The sequence below is a fragment of the Paraburkholderia sp. BL17N1 genome, from assembly GCF_003634175.1.
GTDB lineage: Bacteria > Pseudomonadota > Gammaproteobacteria > Burkholderiales > Burkholderiaceae > Paraburkholderia.
In genome coordinates, this window is sequence record NZ_RBIW01000001.1 from 3901837 (window position 1) to 3919391 (window position 17555).

Annotated in this window: 19 protein-coding genes; 9 read left to right on the forward strand and 10 right to left on the reverse strand. The window is 56.0% G+C overall.

Annotated elements, in window-relative coordinates; genetic code table 11:
- Window positions 1-38: 38 nt before the first annotated feature.
- Window positions 39-389, forward strand: coding sequence for a hypothetical protein (locus B0G82_RS39725; protein ID WP_158608153.1), 351 nt, complete (start codon window positions 39-41; stop codon window positions 387-389).
- Window positions 390-2135: 1746 nt separating this feature from the next.
- Here B0G82_RS39725 and B0G82_RS17685 read toward each other — a convergent pair.
- The 3 genes from B0G82_RS17685 to B0G82_RS17695 are packed head-to-tail and all read right to left on the reverse strand — an operon-like array spanning window position 2136 to window position 3472.
- Window positions 2136-2606, reverse strand: a complete 471-nt coding sequence (locus tag B0G82_RS17685) for a hypothetical protein (RefSeq protein WP_121308190.1) — start codon at window positions 2604-2606, stop codon at window positions 2136-2138.
- Entirely contained in the window at window positions 2606-3007 is a 402-nt protein-coding gene (locus B0G82_RS17690) for a hypothetical protein (RefSeq protein WP_121308192.1), read from the reverse strand. Before B0G82_RS17690 ends, B0G82_RS17685 begins: the two co-directional genes overlap by 1 nt.
- Before the next feature lie 48 nt (window positions 3008-3055).
- Entirely contained in the window at window positions 3056-3472 is a 417-nt protein-coding gene (locus tag B0G82_RS17695; protein ID WP_121308194.1) for a hypothetical protein, read from the reverse strand.
- Between the two features lie 11 nt (window positions 3473-3483).
- Here B0G82_RS17695 and B0G82_RS39410 point away from each other — a divergent pair, with 11 nt between their 5' ends.
- Window positions 3484-3693 carry a hypothetical protein gene (locus B0G82_RS39410; RefSeq protein WP_147439493.1) on the forward strand — a complete coding sequence of 70 codons (210 nt, stop codon included), beginning with the start codon at window positions 3484-3486 and terminating at the stop codon, window positions 3691-3693.
- A 149-nt stretch (window positions 3694-3842) separates the two neighbouring features.
- Window positions 3843-4418: a hypothetical protein gene (locus B0G82_RS39415; RefSeq protein WP_147439495.1), complete on the forward strand. Its 576-nt coding sequence runs from the start codon at window positions 3843-3845 to the stop codon at window positions 4416-4418.
- Between the two features lie 2176 nt (window positions 4419-6594).
- Here B0G82_RS39415 and B0G82_RS39730 read toward each other — a convergent pair.
- From B0G82_RS39730 to B0G82_RS17725, 5 genes are all read right to left on the reverse strand, one after another.
- The gene (locus B0G82_RS39730; protein WP_158608154.1) at window positions 6595-6771 is read right to left on the reverse strand and encodes a hypothetical protein; all 177 of its coding nucleotides are present in this window, start codon (window positions 6769-6771) and stop codon (window positions 6595-6597) included.
- A gap of 530 nt (window positions 6772-7301) precedes the next feature.
- Window positions 7302-8558, reverse strand: coding sequence for an LAGLIDADG family homing endonuclease (locus tag B0G82_RS17705; RefSeq protein WP_158608155.1), 1257 nt, complete (start codon window positions 8556-8558; stop codon window positions 7302-7304).
- A gap of 557 nt (window positions 8559-9115) precedes the next feature.
- Window positions 9116-9493, reverse strand: a complete 378-nt coding sequence (locus tag B0G82_RS41215; protein ID WP_347237516.1) for a hypothetical protein — start codon at window positions 9491-9493, stop codon at window positions 9116-9118.
- Between the two features lie 76 nt (window positions 9494-9569).
- Window positions 9570-9761, reverse strand: a complete 192-nt coding sequence (locus B0G82_RS17720; protein ID WP_121308204.1) for a hypothetical protein — start codon at window positions 9759-9761, stop codon at window positions 9570-9572.
- Between the two features lie 1428 nt (window positions 9762-11189).
- Window positions 11190-11480, reverse strand: a complete 291-nt coding sequence (locus B0G82_RS17725) for a hypothetical protein (protein WP_121308206.1) — start codon at window positions 11478-11480, stop codon at window positions 11190-11192.
- A gap of 90 nt (window positions 11481-11570) precedes the next feature.
- On the opposite strand from B0G82_RS17725, the gene B0G82_RS17730 reads away from it, so the two are divergent.
- From B0G82_RS17730 to B0G82_RS17735, 3 genes are all read left to right on the forward strand, one after another.
- Window positions 11571-11966: a hypothetical protein gene (locus B0G82_RS17730; RefSeq protein ID WP_121308208.1), complete on the forward strand. Its 396-nt coding sequence runs from the start codon at window positions 11571-11573 to the stop codon at window positions 11964-11966.
- Window positions 11967-12125: 159 nt separating this feature from the next.
- On the forward strand, window positions 12126-12350 hold the full coding sequence (locus B0G82_RS39420; protein ID WP_147439499.1) for a hypothetical protein: 225 nt from the start codon (window positions 12126-12128) through the stop codon (window positions 12348-12350).
- A 16-nt stretch (window positions 12351-12366) separates the two neighbouring features.
- Entirely contained in the window at window positions 12367-12897 is a 531-nt protein-coding gene (locus B0G82_RS17735; RefSeq protein WP_147439500.1) for a DUF3450 domain-containing protein, read from the forward strand.
- Between the two features lie 52 nt (window positions 12898-12949).
- Here B0G82_RS17735 and B0G82_RS39735 read toward each other — a convergent pair whose 3' ends face one another.
- Window positions 12950-13117 carry a hypothetical protein gene (locus B0G82_RS39735; protein ID WP_158608156.1) on the reverse strand — a complete coding sequence of 56 codons (168 nt, stop codon included), beginning with the start codon at window positions 13115-13117 and terminating at the stop codon, window positions 12950-12952.
- Window positions 13118-13739: 622 nt separating this feature from the next.
- Here B0G82_RS39735 and B0G82_RS17740 point away from each other — a divergent pair.
- Window positions 13740-14279 carry an NUMOD4 domain-containing protein gene (locus B0G82_RS17740; protein WP_121308211.1) on the forward strand — a complete coding sequence of 180 codons (540 nt, stop codon included), beginning with the start codon at window positions 13740-13742 and terminating at the stop codon, window positions 14277-14279.
- A 67-nt stretch (window positions 14280-14346) separates the two neighbouring features.
- Here the strand turns inward: B0G82_RS17740 and B0G82_RS17745 are convergent, their stop codons facing one another.
- Entirely contained in the window at window positions 14347-15615 is a 1269-nt protein-coding gene (locus tag B0G82_RS17745) for an IS256 family transposase (protein WP_206751610.1), read from the reverse strand.
- A 423-nt stretch (window positions 15616-16038) separates the two neighbouring features.
- On the opposite strand from B0G82_RS17745, the gene B0G82_RS39740 reads away from it, so the two are divergent.
- Entirely contained in the window at window positions 16039-16215 is a 177-nt protein-coding gene (locus B0G82_RS39740; protein WP_158608157.1) for a hypothetical protein, read from the forward strand.
- A gap of 441 nt (window positions 16216-16656) precedes the next feature.
- Window positions 16657-17379 (forward strand): hypothetical protein, encoded by a 723-nt coding sequence (locus B0G82_RS17750; RefSeq protein WP_121308213.1) that lies wholly within the window; start codon window positions 16657-16659, stop codon window positions 17377-17379.
- Window positions 17380-17555: the final 176 nt, after the last annotated feature.

The following is a 17555-nucleotide window of genomic DNA, read 5'->3' on the forward strand; positions in this document are numbered from 1 at the left end:
CTTCGAAAGCGCTTCGTCAACCGCCGGAAATATAGACGGTGGAGCTCCACTTCCCCCTTGCACATCTGTCGCCGGAGGTGCCGGCGGCACCGCTGCTGGTGCCACTGGTGCTCCCGCATTTGACGCTGGTGCTGGCGCTGCCGCCAAAGCTCCTGCATCTGATGCCGCCGCTCCTGCATCTGATGCTGACGCTGTTGCTGACGCCGCCGCGTCTGACGCTGCTGCTGCATCTGAAGCAGCAGCCTCTGCATCTGACGCTGCCGCTGCCGGAGCTGATTGCGGCACTCCCCCATTGCGACTCGAATGGATTGAGGCGAGCATTGCGATTGCCACGAACAGAGTCAAAACACCCGCCACAAGCCCCACTGTCAGATCTCTCCGCGTCATGACTGCTCCTCACGTCGGGTCGACTCGCTAGTTTTTGCGCTTCGTCGGTCTTCTGCATTCGGGGCGAGAACGCCCTCCCTCATAATCCAGGCTGGACGCACAAATATCTGCCACCTACGAAAACGAATATCCGCGCTTCGCTTTGAAAGTCGCCGTATCGAACCGCACTGCCGGCGCACCCGAGAAAACTTTCGAGAAGTGTGAGTATTGTTTCGTCTTTGGTCGGACATGCGTGCAGGAAGCGAAATGCCGCTGCGTGGGGTATTCCTACAGAATTATGATGAGGCTCCGATGACTCGTGATGGAAGCCCACCCATGTGCTGCTCGGCTCAAATCGAAGCGGACTGAGGTCCGGTTACGGCGTGTGTGAAGCGCTGGATCGACGAGAATTACGGACACCGACAACCGCAGATAGAAATGAGCGAGAAAACGGCAGAGCTTAATCTTGCAGGGCTGATCAAAGGCAAGTTGGCAGCGGCCGCTCCTTTCAGTGCTCGTGGCTGTTACGGCCTATTGCATGCTGGGCGAAGCGAAAAAAGACTCGCGCCCGAATCGCGGCAATTCCTAGCGTGACGGTTCGCCCGAGCGCGTCTGGCCGCGCTAAGTGCAGAACATTCGCAAAAGTTGGCGCGCCGGCCCGAAATCCATCGCTCGAACGGCTGATTAGGGAATTTGAATGACCGAGACCGCGAAGATCGAGCTGGATCTGTCTCAGGCCCCCTCTTCACCACCTGCTCGTCGTGGTAGACAACTGCAACCGGGCTGACCCGAACAACACGACCCACGGCCACCTGACCGTCCCCCAACTGCCCGCGATGCTGGCCGAGGATGCTGGCATGACGAACAGCCGACCGGTATCATGGGAAGGCTCGAACATGCAGCAGGTGCTCGGCAGTGATGGATACCGATAAACCAGAGAGGCACGTATGACCTTGCGCACCACACGGCATTTCGCCTGCGCGAATGGGCACACCGGGGTTGAAACGACCTCCGAGAATGACTCGCCATACTCTGCGCACTATGAAAGCGTGCGCGTGAACGGACTAGGCGACGCCGGCACAGACCCGCGCGGCTATGCCCGTTATGTGTGCGCCGAGTGCCTGGCTCCGATGCTGGAGAAAGCATAAGAGCGGAGCAGCGCAAAGCGACTCAGTTTGTCCTCGACAGCCTTATGTGCGCTACCACGCATAAGGCTCGTGGTGCATTTGTTTGATCGACTGGCCTCGATCATTCTTTCATGTGATTTACTCGATATTTTCAATGGATGACCTCGGAGAGGGGAACATGAGTGTCATTCCAGCAGCGGCCATTACAGCTCAAAACTCATCATCGTGGTAGACGGAGCCAGTGGCTATATATCAAAGCTCCCTGACTCCGATCCCGACCATCTCAAGCAGCTTCCACAGTTGCTGACCGAGGGTTGGCGGGTGAAAAACGTAACGGGCAGCGGTTCTTCAACCCGTCCGGTAGTCAGTGGATGGTTCTATTGGAGAAGCAACCGAAGAAAAGCACGGTCGTTCAAATGCTGATCATTTGATTTGTCGAATTGGCTGCGCAGCAAGAAGCCCGCACGCGGCGGGCTTCTTTATTTGAGCAGTGGTCGGACCATGGCAACCGGGCTCAGACCGTCAGCGACGATATCACCATCAGCACGACGCCGATCAGGGCGCCGACTGCCGCGATCAACGCGACGAGGCGCGTGCCATCGTGACGGACCTCGAGAACTTCTTTCAGCATGTGGACCCCCTTTAACAATGCGTCGTGGTGCGCTTATGAATACTGACCACGAGCCACAGACAAAGTGCCGCAAGAATCACGGAAACAGAAAACACTCTGAAGTTTAGCACCTTCCTGAAGAAGTTCTTCACAGGCTGCCCGGCCACAGGGGTGAAGGCTTTGGCCGGGAACATGCCCCCGCCTACGCCCACGACGCTGCCGAGCAATCCGAACAGGACGATCGCGCCAAAGTCCCAACCCATCCAGTCCTGCCAACCATGTGGTTTGCGGGCCGCGGTGAGTAGTTCGAAAAATGCGGCGGCCATCCAGCCCACGATCACATAGCCCAGCTGGCCGTCGCGATACGCGCTGAACAGTCCGATCTTCGGTGCGGGCACGGCGAAGAGCCACGCGAAGAATCGCACCACCAGCAAGGCGAGCGGAATGAAGAAAACCGCCACCAGAACGTTGGTTACTCCCCACCCGATCCACTCGATGTCCATCAGCGCTCCAGAGCCAAGTTGAGGTCGCGCACGAAGCTCACCACTTCCACCTGCGTGTCGATCCAGATCATGCGATCGTAAAGCGCCTGCAGGTCGGCGAAGCTGCGACCCAAAGTGACTTCGCTTACGCTATCTTCGAGCCCGAACAATGGAGCAGCTTGCCCATTTTCGTGATACTCCCAGAACACGTAGTCCAGACGCAGGTAGCGCGGCTGGGCACGGATGATGTCCTTTGCGAAGTCGCCCGCGGGCATGCGCAGCGCTTCTTTCCACCCGAGGATCATCGTGTGGTCGAGCGTGCCGTGCGTGTCGAGGGTGTAAAGCACCGCTTGCTTGCGGGTGGTCGGGAGCGGCGCGAGCAGCGCGCGCAGGTCTCCGAGCGTGAATGTCTTGTAGGCCATGTGCCTTCTCCGTGATCCGCATATGATACGGCCCCAGTAAACCCATGTCTATCGCCTGACCTTCCGGATCACCCATAGCAATAACGACAGAACTGCGGGAACCACTAGCGCAATTGTCATTAGGTTGCGCTGCCATCGTTCGACCTTGAAGTGCTCCAAAAGATCGGACAGCGCAAATAACAACGCTAGGCCCCCGCCCATCAACTCTACGAAGCCGACCCAAAATGTTATTGGGTGGAATAAACCCGAGTCTTCTCTTTGCATCAGGACGCCAAGAAAGCCAGTCCCGGCAAAAAACGCGAGCGACCACGCAAAATGATCGACACATGCCGCAAGGTTTAAGTCGAATTGCTCGCTACCGACCGACAGCAGGGCCAAGATGCCAGCGAAGTTAACCGCTGCAAGGCCAAAACCAAACTGCTCAAAAAGTCGGGCGTCTGCGTGAAATTCGGCATCTTGGGTCACGGCGCTTCTCCATGGAAGCCATCGACGAAGACATTCTACGCAACGCAAAAGCCCCGCTCAGCAGCCGGGCTTTCGTTTGCTACCGCGCGACGGTCACGCGCTGGTTTGTGCTTCGCGCGCAGTTCGGCGTTGTTCGCATCGATCATCTGGCAGCCGCCCATGCCGTTGAAGGTGATTTGCGAGCGCCACACGAGCGGCGGCGCTGTCCGGATGTTCTGTAGCGTCATCTGTTCCATGTCAGGCAGCCTCGGCGACTGCCGGCACGCCTCCGCACATTGCATTGCGGAATTGCTCGAAGACGTTTTCAAGGCTATCGGCTTCGAGCCTGTCCCGAGATCCCCCGCCCGACCATGCGCGGCAGGAACAACAAGTGAAAAATTGTGGACTCGGACAGCTACCTCACCGTGTTGGTCCGCACCGCGACGATGTTGCCCATGAACTCAGCGGCGTTCGCATCAGCCCAATCGCACCGGTCCTCAATCTTGACAGTTACATCGAGACGCAGGAGGCACCGGTGCTATCGCAAACAAGAGAACCAGCATGGATCCCGTCGTTCGTCCCTAGGCGATCGCGCAAAGCATCGCGCGCAGACTCCTGCGAAAAGTCATCAATTAAAGCGCCTCAAGGATCGCTGAATTGTTTCCCGGCAATCCAAACGACTGCTCAAACTTGTGCGCCACGCGGCACGATATTGGTTACCGGTGTCGGTGTCGCAGAGAAAGCATTGGCGAGGTTCGCTGTCCGCGAGTTCGGCGCGATTAAAGCCAGAGTTACAACATCCGCGCAAAACAAATCCGGGCCTAACAAAAAGAAAATCCGGTCTTTACAAAAATTAGTAACCCGTGACTTCCTTGAAATGTCCACGCATCACATGCGACAATTTCTATTCAGAACAAATACGACGAGGAAGACGCGCGATGTGCATCAAGGAATGGCAAAAGGCTAGAGCGGAAAGGCTCGCAAAGGAGACGCCGCGCGAACGGTTCACGCGTCGATACATCAACACAGTCTGGTTTATCAGCGCATCAATCCCCATCCTCTATGCAATCTGGAGTAACCACAGCTCTCGCCATTAGCAATGGCGACGCTGCCTGAGCAGCTCTAACTAGTAAGCGCAGAGTTATTTTTTCTGTTCGCTCAGACCACGTCGTCAATAGCATTTGAACAACGGGGGGCGCGAGGCAACGAGATCAATTGCTTTCCCAATCCCCAAGATAGAGAGTCAAAAGACAATTGGCATGATAGGTAGATCAACTCGCTTATCGGCTTAGCGCCTCAGACACGTGTGAGGCTCCTAGCGCATCACATTCCCTCGTCGACTCTTCTCCCGCGGTGTTCGGCAACACCCATCGGCATAGAACCGGGGGGCGCCGCAGTGGCTTCACACAGCATAGCCTCCCAAACGGAAGAAATTCGTCCGGAGGCGGGCCCTCCTCCGGACGAAGAAACGCTTCAGAAAAGCTAACATTTAGCCGAGCCGAAGCCTGTTTCTCTCCGGGATCTTTTCCCGAGCCGGAGGTCTTCTTCGAAGCACAGCTTGTTGACTAAAAAATGTGCAGATTTTGTAATCTTTACCACTTGTCACTTTTTGGGGTTTCCTCTTTATCTACACCTTCTTTTCAAAACCCTTTAAAAACTACATTCCAAGAACTAATGGAAAGCCATAAAGTGACAAGTAAGTTTTTGAAAGCCTAGCATCATCAATGGTCCTATAAGTCGGACCGAATACGCCGTTACCGGCATGGGTGTCGAACGAACCGATGGATTTAGATTGGTCGGTGCAAAAGGGCTACGGATCCGACACAAGCAACTGATCACCGAGGCGTGACGCTCGGTGTCGACGCCATGTCAGCGAAGCGTTTTAACAGCCCTATGAGCCTTCCGTTCACCCGGCCATCAAGACACTTGTGCCGCCCCGCCCTCGCGGACCGCTCAAGTGCCTCTTGGAGCTTTTGGGAGTCGCCGCGCGTCAAGCATCGAACGGATCAAGCGTGGTCGCGACATCGCGGTAATTAAACCCTGCGATCTCAAGCGACCCGTCTGCGGTCCCTTTCTCGGTCACTAGCAACTACTGCTTCGAAGGTCAGCGCCGCCGGGGCGACGCCTCAGATAGCCGGCGACAGCAGACACACGCTTCGTTCACGAAAGAAGTTTCGACGCCACAGCGAAAAGTCCAAGAAATACCTCGGTAGCCAAACCATGGTTGCCAATTCCTGATCCGAAATTATCCGACCCGGTGGTCCAGAGATCACGTTCAAGCAACCGGTCTAGGTCCCTCCCTCTGCAGTTCTGCGGCGGCCGATAGTATTCTCGTCGCTCGCCGCCGCGGTGACTACGACAAATGACCTTATCTGGACGTCCTGTGCATTTGAGCAAGTGAGGCAAAGCAAATGTTGCTCGGCCTCGCAGGAGACTTTCCAAGCTTCCTAGAATTAGATTCTCCGCTGTGATTGTTTGATATTTTTTGCACTGAGCGTTATTAAAAGCAGCACTTTTCCAACTTCAATGTTATACCGCGTAACACGTTCGATTAACCGGTAATGCCTATGCGTCTTATGAAGCGCACATCTCTACCACCGCCCGATTCGCACATTTATAGTCCTGAACCCTTGCAAATAAGTCACCGCCTACTTAAAATCCCATCAGCGCTGTTTCACGCACTAGCGGGAGGTGGGAGGATAACCACCGCGGCCCGTTAGGAAACAGAGAGTGCAGGCGGGGCGAGCCCCAAGCGATTGAGCAACCTGCCGCGATGTCGCAAGTGGGAACTCGATGGCGACTAGGGTGGGGGCGTATCCTTGCAGAACCCAAGAGTGGACACGATGCCTTCGTGTTTAAGTCTGCGGATGGTTGAACAAAGACGGGAAAGGCTTTTTCTCCGGCACCCATGTAGACGGTGGCCTCTATGAGGCTTAAGGATACTGGACGATCAACTCGCCCGAACCTTGCTGACACCAGCCGGGTTTGGGAGAGCTTTGACTTGTTCCGGTGTGTCTCAAAAGCAAACAAAAGAATAGTAGAAGCTTATCTACTAAAGCGTGATCGTCGCGCGCGAGCAGCAATCCCCTCCCGTCTTCCTGCCCGCTCGATGCCGATGGCACTTCTCAGACTTCGAACGTCGATCATCGGAACTGACGGGGCTGCCGAATGAGCTCACTGGTCTTTTTGGCAGAGGTATCAATGCGATCAATCTGTGCATTGATCTCGACGAAATCGCTACGAAATGTCTCGTGCATTTCCCTGACGAGCTGCTGGATCTCTTTCAACTCCTCAAGGACCGTCTCGATTGTTTCATCCATCTTCACTTCCCTCGGTCGGGGAACCCTGCGGTTATGAACGGCTAGCGGGGATGCTCGCTCTCTAGCTCACAAATGGTCGATCGAACTCAACGTCGTTACGGTCGGGCCGTTGAGGTCGTATGCACGGCCGCGGCGTATGCTCTGAGCCCTCTGCATGAACTCTCCCGAGCCTATTGAGCAAATCGCTGGCGACGGCCTCGAAAGACTTCTACGACTCAATCCAATAGAGGAAAGCAGCGCCGATGCCGACTCGGATCGAAATGTTGCTTTCTGAACTTCAAAGAGTTCTTCGACGAGAACCTCGGCTCGCGCCGGTAGCATGCCTGCGATGGTCAAGCGCTTGAACAGCGTGAGCGGGCCTGTCATTTGGCACCCTCGTCAAAGTTTTGAACGGCTAGCCGTTCCCTGAATCGCAATTTCGCGCTGAACCTTGCTATGCCACGCCCCCATCCTGCGCCAAGGTAGGAGCCATGGAGGAACCGGCATGGAATGAAGTATCGTCAAGCATCGGGGGCACGGGCTGCATTACTTCAAGCGCCTCTGGTCACAATACCACCGTATATGAAGTTCCGGTTTCCAGCTAAGGTAAGGTCCCACCCTCGTGCGGGAGCGTTTTGCTCCACAGCGGTCACCTCTTCCCAGGCCACTTCGCCCTCCGCGATAGCCGAAAAGAAGCCGTCACTGAAGCCCTTCAGCTGCGCATAGCGACGCTGCGAAACCCGAGACGGGGTCTGCTTACGCCAACTCGTCAAGCCTTGACGAAGCTCTTCAGGTAAGTCTCGAGCGACCTTGAAGTTATGGCAACTGCGCTTGTTCTTCAAAACCGGTGTGTAGACGAGATGCTTTATAAAGTCGTCGTGCGAGATAGGCAGATAGCTGTTGCAATTGCCGCGAGAAGCTAACGCAGCCTCTCGAGCCGCCTGCACTACTCGCTCCTTGGAGATCGCGCCAATCCTGCTTGCGAATGCCTCGAGTGCATCTGGGTCCGAGGCGATGAAGCGCCAGCTTTCAAACGGTAGGCCACTCCGACGACCCACCGCGTTATGCACCTTATGCCGAATCTGTCCTCGAATGCCGAACTTGTGAAGAAGCATTCCGATTTGGCTCAACATCCGTTCGTTCGCGAGACCAATCTCAAGAGCCCAAGTGTCCTTGGAGCGACGACAGATGCAACCATCGCATGCAACGAACAGGTTTAGAAAGCGTGCAAGCTGCTGCTCCTGCAGATCGAACAGTTCGTCAGGAATGAACTTGGTTTTGCTGCGCAACCCCCACACACCATGTCTCTCCAGCATCCGACGCATGCCGTTCTTTGAGCCCGCCTGTGGCCCGCCCGTCCGATCGCCATTCGTCAATTGCCAGTTGAGCCCGTCATTCGCAGTAGGAACCAGTCCATAGTGGGCTGCGGCATCAACCATAACCTGAACGATTTCGGGAGTCTGGTTCGAAATTCGGTAGTTGTGCCCTTCTGCAAGCCACAAGGCAAGAAGGTCAACCTCATATTCAGGGAGTAGACGTCTCCCGAAGGTCAGCCTCTTAGGAACTGCGACCAAGTCGCCTCGCTTTATTCCTTTCGTATCTGTCCACACACCATTCGCCAAGACCTGACGTTCTGACGAGCAACATACAGAACGGTAAGCGGTTTTGACATTGATACTCTCCGATACACCTCTGTCAAAAACACCAACAACCTTGCTCGATCCGAGAACATACGAGGCTTCGTTCAGCGTCAGAATCGAATCACCACGTCCTAGCTGCTGAAAACTTCGTTCGTTCCCGAATGCCATACTTATCGTAGCGTCAGTTTCTCGGAACCGATCGTGTGCGGCTAGCAAAGAGTTCCATCCCACCTCCTCCGAGAACAAATCCATCTGCCTCGAGCTACACAGCGATTGGAGGTAGGCGGAGAATCCCATATGGCTCCTCGAATGGTTATGTTCCGTGCGCTTCGTCGCCTACATGAAAGCTCAGCTGGAGCAACGCCAAACCGATCAACCCAAGAAAAGATCGCCACTCTAAGAGAAGCTCTGGATCTTCGAGTTGCGCTTCTGCGCATGGACGAAGGGGCTGCTGCCAACTAAACCGCAGGTGGCTCTCGACGTTCATCTGTGACATCCTTGGCGCTCGTTTTCCTCAGTCGATCCTCTGTGGGCCTTTCGCCTTTCTTCGATGTGCGCACGCATTTCTGCGACGACTTCATGGTGCGGACTCAGCTTCGCGGCATCAGCTTCGGCATGCCCAGCGCGATTTCGTGACGGAACCACGCATCTTAGCCACGGCCTGGTCTATGGAATCTTGCTCGGTGTAAACCGCCGCTGATGAAATACTCGTCGTCAGCCTCCCTCTAGTCGCAGTCGGTCCACCCGACTCTGCTCGGATGCGTGGTGGCAGACAACCATCCTTGACGCCACCAACGCCACCGCGCGCTCGAACGGCTTTTATCGTGTGGGTTCTTTTCGATCGGTGCGCCGGCCGTCCGGTGAAACCAGCCGTCTGCGAAGGCGTCACGCCTGATGACCGACCGCCGAGGTTTGCGGTGCTTGCGCCTTTTCGCCATGCGCGCACGCACGTCGGCCACTACAACCTCGTGTGGAATACTCGGGCCGGGATCATCGAGTGCCCGCTGGACGTGCTCCCTCGCCCACTCGTCGTATTCATCTTCCGTCATGAAATTGAACGCGGGAAACATCGGATGTGCTCGGTTCGTTAGCGGATTCGACATAGCGAAGGTTTCCAAAGCAGGCTGCTGACCGGTGAATAACTGCAACTGTCCGAACACCTCACTGGTAACCGTTCTCTTACGGATTTTTTCCCTGAGCCAAGCGCTCTCGTATCAGTTCGTTCGTCCGTTGTAGCAACACCTCCATTCGGTCAATCGTCGCAAGCATGCCGCAGGCTTCTTCATGAAGCCCGTCGTGCAACTCGTCGACACGCCGCTCTAACTCCGCCAGCTTGGCTAAGATCAGATCGCGCTCCTCGGGCTCGTTCACTTTATCCTCCGGTTCACAACTGCCTCCCCTTCGCCCCGGCATAGATTTCCCGGTCCGATGGGGCGTCGTGTTCTTATTTCTCACCCACCGTCACCTGACGTGTTACAGAAGAAAATCGAAGGTCGTCGCGGGCAAGCTTCCGCAGCAAGTGATCATTGCTTCACGCGAGCGTTCTTAGTGCTCAATTCTCGTCAGATTCACCTCCACTGGCAAGCAAGTCACCAGTTAATTACCTTAGTTATCCGATTCATTGCAATGATGAAACCGGATCTGAGGCAATTCGCTGACGGGGTCAAAATGCGTCTTATTGGCGCCGGGTTCTCGGCGTTCACCGCGAATAGCGCGCATTCATCGAGTTTTTGTATGCGCAGTGGCGATGTCACGATACAACCTGAACAACATCTTGGCTACGAGCAGGATCGCCGCTCTGCCAATACTCCCCAGGCCAACCAGATGGCGCGCTGCGCGGCCCAGCAGAACGCGGGGCCACCCACCACCTACCCGCCGACTCGAGTATCGCCTCCGAGCGCCTTAGAGCGGTTCTGGCGCCGCCACAACGGGATGCCTATGACAAAAAAACAAGATTTCGGGCGCACAGACCTGCATGGTCCTTGTTTCTGCTCACAGAGGACAGCGTTCGCTAATAACTACCTTCCTACCATCTCTCGATACCTCCTCCAAGAGCACCTCAGACCTAGGCCCCCGCTCGACCTCTCTACGGACTCGTTCGCCAGGGTAAGCGCGATGTTGCACGCTGAAAATCAAGGACCTACGTGACAGTCGCGCCACGGGCGCCCGGGCGGCTGCGTCAAAGTTCGTGCGACTGGCCTATTTTCGCGCCAAAGTTGTAGCATTTTGCCTGATGCGATTGGCCGCGGACGACCCTGAGCCGCCCCTCGACCCGGCGAAGATTCAGTGGTTGGTTCTTCAAGTTCGAGCGTCGTCAGTCAATGACTTCGACAGCGCCCCTGCTTCAAAAAGAGGCCACGCCTCCTGCATGTTGTTTGGCGTGACACATATGACGCCGACATTGTGCTTTCAAGTTGCTTCGCGATCTGCACTCCCCACCGCTTTCCCTTCTCGATGTCACTTTCAGATTCCCACACGTCGACCTGGCGAAGCGTCATTTGCAGAAAGTGCTTCAGCTCAATGGCGATCGATTTCGCGGGCTCTTTGGACCAACAAATATCTTCATGGATACATCCGAACAATTCCGCGGGCGATGTCGAGATTATATGAGCCACATACAGTCGCTCTTAGCGATGATGCCGCTAAACACCAGACGTCGGTGGTCTTAGGACGGCGCGCATAGTGTGTGGGGCCTCGCGCCTAATTTTTTGCCACCTGAAATCCGATCCTTATACAGCAAGGCGCCGGTGGATTTGGGCAGGTGCTCGCGCGCATACTCCATCCCTGCATAGAAGGGACTCACTGCGCACCGGTCTTCTGGGCGAGTTTCAGCAGCGCCTGCTGCTGTTCCGGGGTGAGGGTGGCGAGCTGCTCACGCAATGCTCGGTTCGTCTCCAGTCGGATGCGCTTCTCACTTTTCACGAGCGCATTGCCGCGCGCAATGATCTCCTGGGCTTCTTCATCGGTCACGCCTAGGATCAGCGACTCGATGATGGCGTTCTGCGAAAGGCGACTCAGCTCTGAGAGTTCTGCGATGCGTGCGCGGGCCGGCCCGCCGAGTGCGATGCCGGTTCGTGTGCGTTCAGTCATTTTGTTATGCGCCCAAAAAGTTATGTCATATTGTTGATCATAGGGTCGCGTGGCGATGTCGATCGCTGTTGGTTGCTCCCGGAGGGCGCTATGGAACCGCAGCCGCAGAAGATCATCCCATTCTTGAAACGGATCGGGGCCAATCCTGAACGAATTTCTGCCGTTTTCGGGGCGGCCATCGCATTCTTTGCGTTGATCCACACGCTTCTACAGATGCTTAACGCACCGCCGGGTGGTTCGACGGCGCCCGCTGCGCCTGCCGGGCAACCTACAGACTGGAAGACCCTCGCGGCATGGTTCGGCGGGTTTGTCGCGCTCCTCGGATACGTGACGACAACCTACTTCGCCCAACAGAAGAACCGACGAGAGACAGCCCGGCAGGCGCACGAACTGGAAAAAATCCAGCTGGAAAACCAGAAACTGCGTGCGGAGATTGAATCGATTAAACGGGAAAACGGGCGCCGTCGAGTCAAGCGGCCTTCCTGAAAACGGAGTAGTCGAAGTCGCTCGCGACGTGCGCGCAGCATGTTGGTCGCTTATTTGTTACGCGCCCAAAAAGTTATGTCATATTGTTAATTATAGGGTCGTCGATGTCGACGTTCCCGGTAAGCGATCCTTTAACGGCCACCGATGAAGGAAGGCGTCATGCCAGAAGATGACGACAAGCCAATTCCGAAATTTTGGCAGTGGCTTGTCGACCAGATAAGAGGCGTCACTAAAGTCCTGGTCGTTCTCGCACTGGCAGTTTCCGCTGGCCTTGCGTTATATCAAAAGATTGCAGGCAACACGGAGGCAAAAGATGCAAACAACCCGGCTGTGGCTGACCCGTGTAAAGATCCCGACCCGCCGATCTATTGCCGTGGTAACTAGAAGATCGCTTTTTGCGATGACGATCGCCACTATGGGCAACGTGGCGATCGCTGAATGCGCGACCGCGCTCTTGGGCACCGATAAAGAATCAGAATTGCACAAAAAATTCGACTGTCTGGTCAACGAAACCGACCAGCAAAATAACGCGCTTGCAGATGCCAACCAGCAGATCGCTGATTTGAAAAATGCAAACAGTCAGCAAAAGCGCGTGCTTGCAGATGCCAAGCAGCAGATTGCAGACTTGCAATCCAAATTGAACGAACCTCCGATGTTGTCAATGGGCGCGGTGCCCACTTGGTTTAAAGACCTCAAGTCATGCGCAACTGTGGCCGTGAAAGTCCTTACCTCGATGGGCGTGGTCATAGTGGATGCAGACGAGCAATTCATCGATGGTTACGATAATTCGTTCGCGGTATCAGCTGTCTGCGCTCCCATATCGGAGAAGGTTGTTGAGCCATTCGTGATTGTGGCATCGTCAGCCAAGTTTTCAAAAGAACGAGAAAGGCTAATAGGCGAATTTCACGACCCTTCTAAATGGGAGCACTGACGAGGTGCTGCGGGCGTATGAGGCGCCCTTCCTGAAAACCCATCGCCAACCGTTACGCGGCCTTCCTGAAAACGGAGTAGTCGAAGTCGGCGACGATGCGCTCGGCAAAGCCCAGCGTCGCCTGAATGATCTGCATGCGCTCGTTCTCGTGGTCGCGCACCGTCTGGTTGCTGCACTCGATGAAGGCCACGACGAAGGCGATGTTCGGGCCGGTTCTCATCAAAATCGAGTTTGAGGTTCTCTTTTTAGACCAGCGGCACAAAGCTTCGTGCTCAAGTGTCTGGCGTTACAAAGTCGCGACCGGTTCGGATATGCGGTCGCGCCCATCCAAATTTTCGGGTGTAAAGAAGAGCGTATCCCTTTGTTTTCGCTACCGCGACAGACGCATCCAGCCATGGGGCACCAATCACTCAGTTTCGAATCAATTTCGCCCCCTCTCCGTGCCGTGGTATCGAGTGCGATAGCGGCACTAATTTACCTGAAAAGAATGGTGTTATTTCAGCGTCTAGCGGCCATTCAGATGAGGCACCTGTAAGTTACTGATTAGAAAAAGAGAATGTTGCATTTCAAGAATGCCAAGTTTCGCGTTGTATTCGGAGTTATTTCATAGGATGGAACGAGTGAGTCAAGCACGCTAGAAGCCTAGCCAAGCCCACCACATTTCGCCCGGCAGGCAAAACCCAAAGCTCGAACAAGACGAATGCCGACCGATCTGACCAGCGCGAGGTGGTCGTCGGAGACGCGGTGTGCAGAACCAGCGGGCGAGATCGCAATAGCCTCCTTCCCAGGCCAAGCGGCGTGCGGGATGATGCATCACGATCAACTGACAGAGCGTGGCACGCATGACCGAATACTGGCGAGACATACCCGATTACAAAGGACTCTACCAAGCGAGCGATCTGGGCAGGATCAGATCGCTAGATCGCATACGCCTGGATCGCGGGCAGGTTCGCGGAAAGGTATTGAAGCTCGTGCCTGCGAATGATGGCTATCTAGTCGTGGAGCTATCCCGGGACGGACAGGGTAAGCGGCGCTATGTTCACCAACTCGTGATGGAGGCATTCGTCGGCCCGTGTCCAGAAGCAATGCAGGTCTGCCATACGCATGATCCCGATCCGACAAACAACCGGCTGGGGAATCTCAGGTATGACACGCCGAAGGGCAATACGGCAGATAAGTATGTGCACGGAACACTGACGCAACCAGTAAAGAAGACGATATTCGTTGCAGCTGTGCCGACGATGGCCAGAACGGGGCGACTCACGAAAGAGCAGATGGAGGAGATTCGCAAAAGGAGAGCGGCAGGGGAAGCAGGAATGTCACTCGCACGAGAGTTCGGAGTGTCGCAGCCGAGAATCCGCCAGATCGTGCTTCACAGGTGATATGCGCAGAGAGGGGCACCCGGAGGGACGTGTCAGAAATCTTGTGTGCTGAGGCCGGTTAGAAATCTCAGTTGATGGCGCTGGTGAACCGCTCGCCGAACAGAATGGCGAACTGATTGACTGCTTGCCGCCAGGTGATAGGTGGCATCTTCCAGTCCTTTTCGATGTTGCGCAAGGCCAGGTATAGCAATTTGCTGGCGGCTTCGTCGCTTGGGAAGTGACCGCGGTTCTTGACGATCTTGCGAAGCTGCATGTGCATGCTTTCGATCGCATTTGTCGTGTATATGATTCTGCGTACTTCCGGCGGATAGGCGAAGAACGGAATGACCTGTTCCCATTGGCGCTGCCACATCGCGGCGACCGTTGGGAATTTCTTGCCCCATTCGCTTTGCGAGAAGGCTTGCAGCGCCGCCTCAGCGGCTTCGGCGGTGGCGGCCTGATAGATCGGCTTGAGCGCCGCAGCCAACGGCTTACGGTCCTTCCAGCTCGCCAGATTCAGCGAATTACGGATCAGATGCACGATGCAGGTCTGGATCTGCGCGGCCGGAAACACCGCCTCGATGGCCTCCGGGAACCCACGCAGGCCGTCGACCACCGCAATCAGGATGTCGTGCAAACCGCGATTCTTCAACTCGTTGAAAACCTTCAGCCAGAACTTGGCGCCTTCGGTTTGCTCGATCCACAAACCCAGCACTTCCTTGCGCCCGTCGGCCCGAATGCCCAGCGCGAGGTACACCGCCTTGTTCCTGACCGTGCCTTCGTCGCGGATCTTCAGTCGAAGTGCGTCGAAATACACGATCGGATACATCGCCTCGAGCGGGCGTTGCTGCCACTGTTCGACTTCGGCCAGCACCTCGTCGGTGACGGTCGAAATCAGATCGGGCGACACCTGTAGGCCATATAGCTCCAGCAAATGGCCCTGAATCTCGCGCACGCTCATGCCGCGCGCGTACATGCTGATGACGTGATCGTCAAAGCCCGGCAGCCGGCGCTGATACTTGCCCACCAACTGCGGCTCGAATGTCGCCTGCCGGTCACGCGGAATGTCCAGATTCAGTTCGCCATTGGGCGTGATGACCGTCTTGGGGCTGGTGCCGTTGCGGTGGTTGCCGGACTTGCCTTGCCCGGTCTCGGCTTCCAGATGGTGGCTCAACTCGGCCGCGAGCATGCGCTCGGCCAGCCGTTTCTTGAGCTGGCCGGCCAGACCTGATTCGCCCAGGACCGACTCAGCATCCTTGCCCTGCACCTGGGCAAGCAATTGGTCGATCAACTCGTCGGGAAACAGCTTCGGTGCCTTCGGGTTCCTGTTCTTCTTTGTCACGGTTGCTTCGGTCATAGGACGTTATTTCCGTTATCGTCTCATGACCTCGGCACACAGAAAATCTGACAGGCTCACCCGGAGTAAAGCACGTCTAAGAAAACCATGCTTTCGGGCCGCATCGCTGTCTTTCAATCGATGCTCCAGGAAATTTTCTTAGACGTGCCGCCAAGCCAGCAAGGCCAAGGCCCAGAATCCGTTCAAATCCTTGGCGAAATTGCCATGGCTTCACGCCGGGTAGACAAGCCATGGCTTTGTATAAGTATCGGCAGGTCCATGGCACGCCACGGCGGTCCCTCTGTGCAAAGTAGCCTTTTCGAACCTTATATCAGACGGGCCGCGGCGTCGCGATGGAAAGTAGACCTCAACAGATCCGCACCGGTGCCAAGCCTGTGTCGTGAGAATGAAGTCTCCCAACCACGATGCAGCACACCACACACCATGAAGACGACTGCAGCCCAGCTCCAAGCCCGTTTCCCCGAAACCTACCTCGAAGACAACCACGACTTCATGCGCGGTGACGGTGGTTATGCCATTCGCTGCTCGGGTCACTACACGCTTGCCGTGCTCGAATACAGGCTGTGTAGGCTCAAAGAAGCTAACAAGTTCTCAGTCTGAACCAGCGTGCGACCGAGAAAGACAGGCATGTAGACCCAGACGGCATCTTCCCGCTCAATCGCCAAGACGTCCTAGAGCAGGCAACGCTGCTCCGCATCGCAGTCGTGCGAGCGCCCTTCACGCCTTCGCTCTCCATCAGGGAACGGTCGCAGGTCACTCCGTCGAATATGGGCAGCTAACAGACCTTCGCGCGCTCGACGTAGTCGGTTGCCACGGCAACCATCTTGCTAGCTATCATTGACGTTCCTCAACCTTTCGCGCCAGCCAGAAAGGCTTTTGTCGCATGAACCCCTACGACGCTTTTTCCGACCCAGAACGCGCTGGACCGACTCGCGTGGTAAGCCACACGTCCGACGCTGAGGCCCGCCTCATTTTGACGCAGTGCTTGCCACGCCATTGGCCGCTTCGCGCCCTCTCGGAGTGGGACTACGGCATTGATTTTTGCTGGAATTCACGGACGCCCAGCATCGTCTGAGCAGCGAAAGCGCGCTGCTTCAATTGAAGGGGAAAACCGACCCGGTTTGGACGACCAGCGGCGACGTGGCTGTCTCGGGTGTAAAGATATCGACGTCGAATTATTGGTTTCGCCAGCAACTGCCGGTTTTTCTCGTCGTGGCCGACAACCGCCTGGGACAAGCCTTCTTTCTGCCGGTGAAAACGTTCATCCGGCGAAACTTTGAGGCGTTTTCCGCGCAGGGTCCTTTCTCTTACCGAGTGTCGCGCGCGTGTCCGCTTTCCGCGCATCAGCCCGATAATTTTCTGCGCGATCTTAACGCCGAAAAGCAGCTTTCTGAGATCGACCGCGTGACGGCTCAGTTTCCGTCGTTTCAGCGCGATTTTTTCGAATTCTTTTTGAATAACCGGGGCCGCGATTTTCACATGAAAGTCGATGAGCTGAACCGCCGAAAACGACTCGCGGAACTCGCGACGGTGTTCGCTCGTTGTTGCGCGGCGTTTGATGTGCCGTTCCCGTTCGATCAAAGCGACGCGCTGTGCTTGTCCCAATGGAGCCAACCTGATGGCTATCCGATGATGGAACACGACATGACGCAAATGCTTGATCCAATGGACGCGGCAAATTCTGCTTTGGTGTCGGCCATCAAGGAGCGAATCAGCGGGGCTGAAAGAAGATACTGCGAAATCACCGCGCCGTCCCTGGCGTAGGCGATCGCAGAACTGCCCACCGAACCAGTGAGCAAGCGCAGACGTCGCGCGCTGGGGCTTAACTGGTGATTCGAAAGGGTGCGAGTTCGAGATGCGTCACTAGTCGGGACTCAACTACCCGTATCAGCGCCCCCGCTGTGCCGCTTCGGCGCAGCTCGTCGGACGACCGCCCCTCA

Coding starts and splice junctions, on each gene's coding strand:
- B0G82_RS17685 (WP_121308190.1), bottom strand. CDS start 2,606: ATGGACATCGAGTGGATCGGGTGGGGAGTAACCAACGTTCTGGTGGCG.
- B0G82_RS17690 (WP_121308192.1), bottom strand. CDS start 3,007: ATGGCCTACAAGACATTCACGCTCGGAGACCTGCGCGCGCTGCTCGCG.
- B0G82_RS39410 (WP_147439493.1), top strand. CDS start 3,484: ATGGAAGCCATCGACGAAGACATTCTACGCAACGCAAAAGCCCCGCTC.
- B0G82_RS39730 (WP_158608154.1), bottom strand. CDS start 6,771: ATGGATGAAACAATCGAGACGGTCCTTGAGGAGTTGAAAGAGATCCAG.
- B0G82_RS17705 (WP_158608155.1), bottom strand. CDS start 8,558: ATGGCATTCGGGAACGAACGAAGTTTTCAGCAGCTAGGACGTGGTGAT.
- B0G82_RS41215 (WP_347237516.1), bottom strand. CDS start 9,493: ATGTCGAATCCGCTAACGAACCGAGCACATCCGATGTTTCCCGCGTTC.
- B0G82_RS17725 (WP_121308206.1), bottom strand. CDS start 11,480: ATGACTGAACGCACACGAACCGGCATCGCACTCGGCGGGCCGGCCCGC.
- B0G82_RS17730 (WP_121308208.1), top strand. CDS start 11,571: ATGGAACCGCAGCCGCAGAAGATCATCCCATTCTTGAAACGGATCGGG.
- B0G82_RS39420 (WP_147439499.1), top strand. CDS start 12,126: ATGCCAGAAGATGACGACAAGCCAATTCCGAAATTTTGGCAGTGGCTT.
- B0G82_RS17735 (WP_147439500.1), top strand. CDS start 12,367: ATGACGATCGCCACTATGGGCAACGTGGCGATCGCTGAATGCGCGACC.
- B0G82_RS39735 (WP_158608156.1), bottom strand. CDS start 13,117: ATGAGAACCGGCCCGAACATCGCCTTCGTCGTGGCCTTCATCGAGTGC.
- B0G82_RS17740 (WP_121308211.1), top strand. CDS start 13,740: ATGACCGAATACTGGCGAGACATACCCGATTACAAAGGACTCTACCAA.
- B0G82_RS17745 (WP_206751610.1), bottom strand. CDS start 15,615: ATGACCGAAGCAACCGTGACAAAGAAGAACAGGAACCCGAAGGCACCG.
- B0G82_RS39740 (WP_158608157.1), top strand. CDS start 16,039: ATGAAGACGACTGCAGCCCAGCTCCAAGCCCGTTTCCCCGAAACCTAC.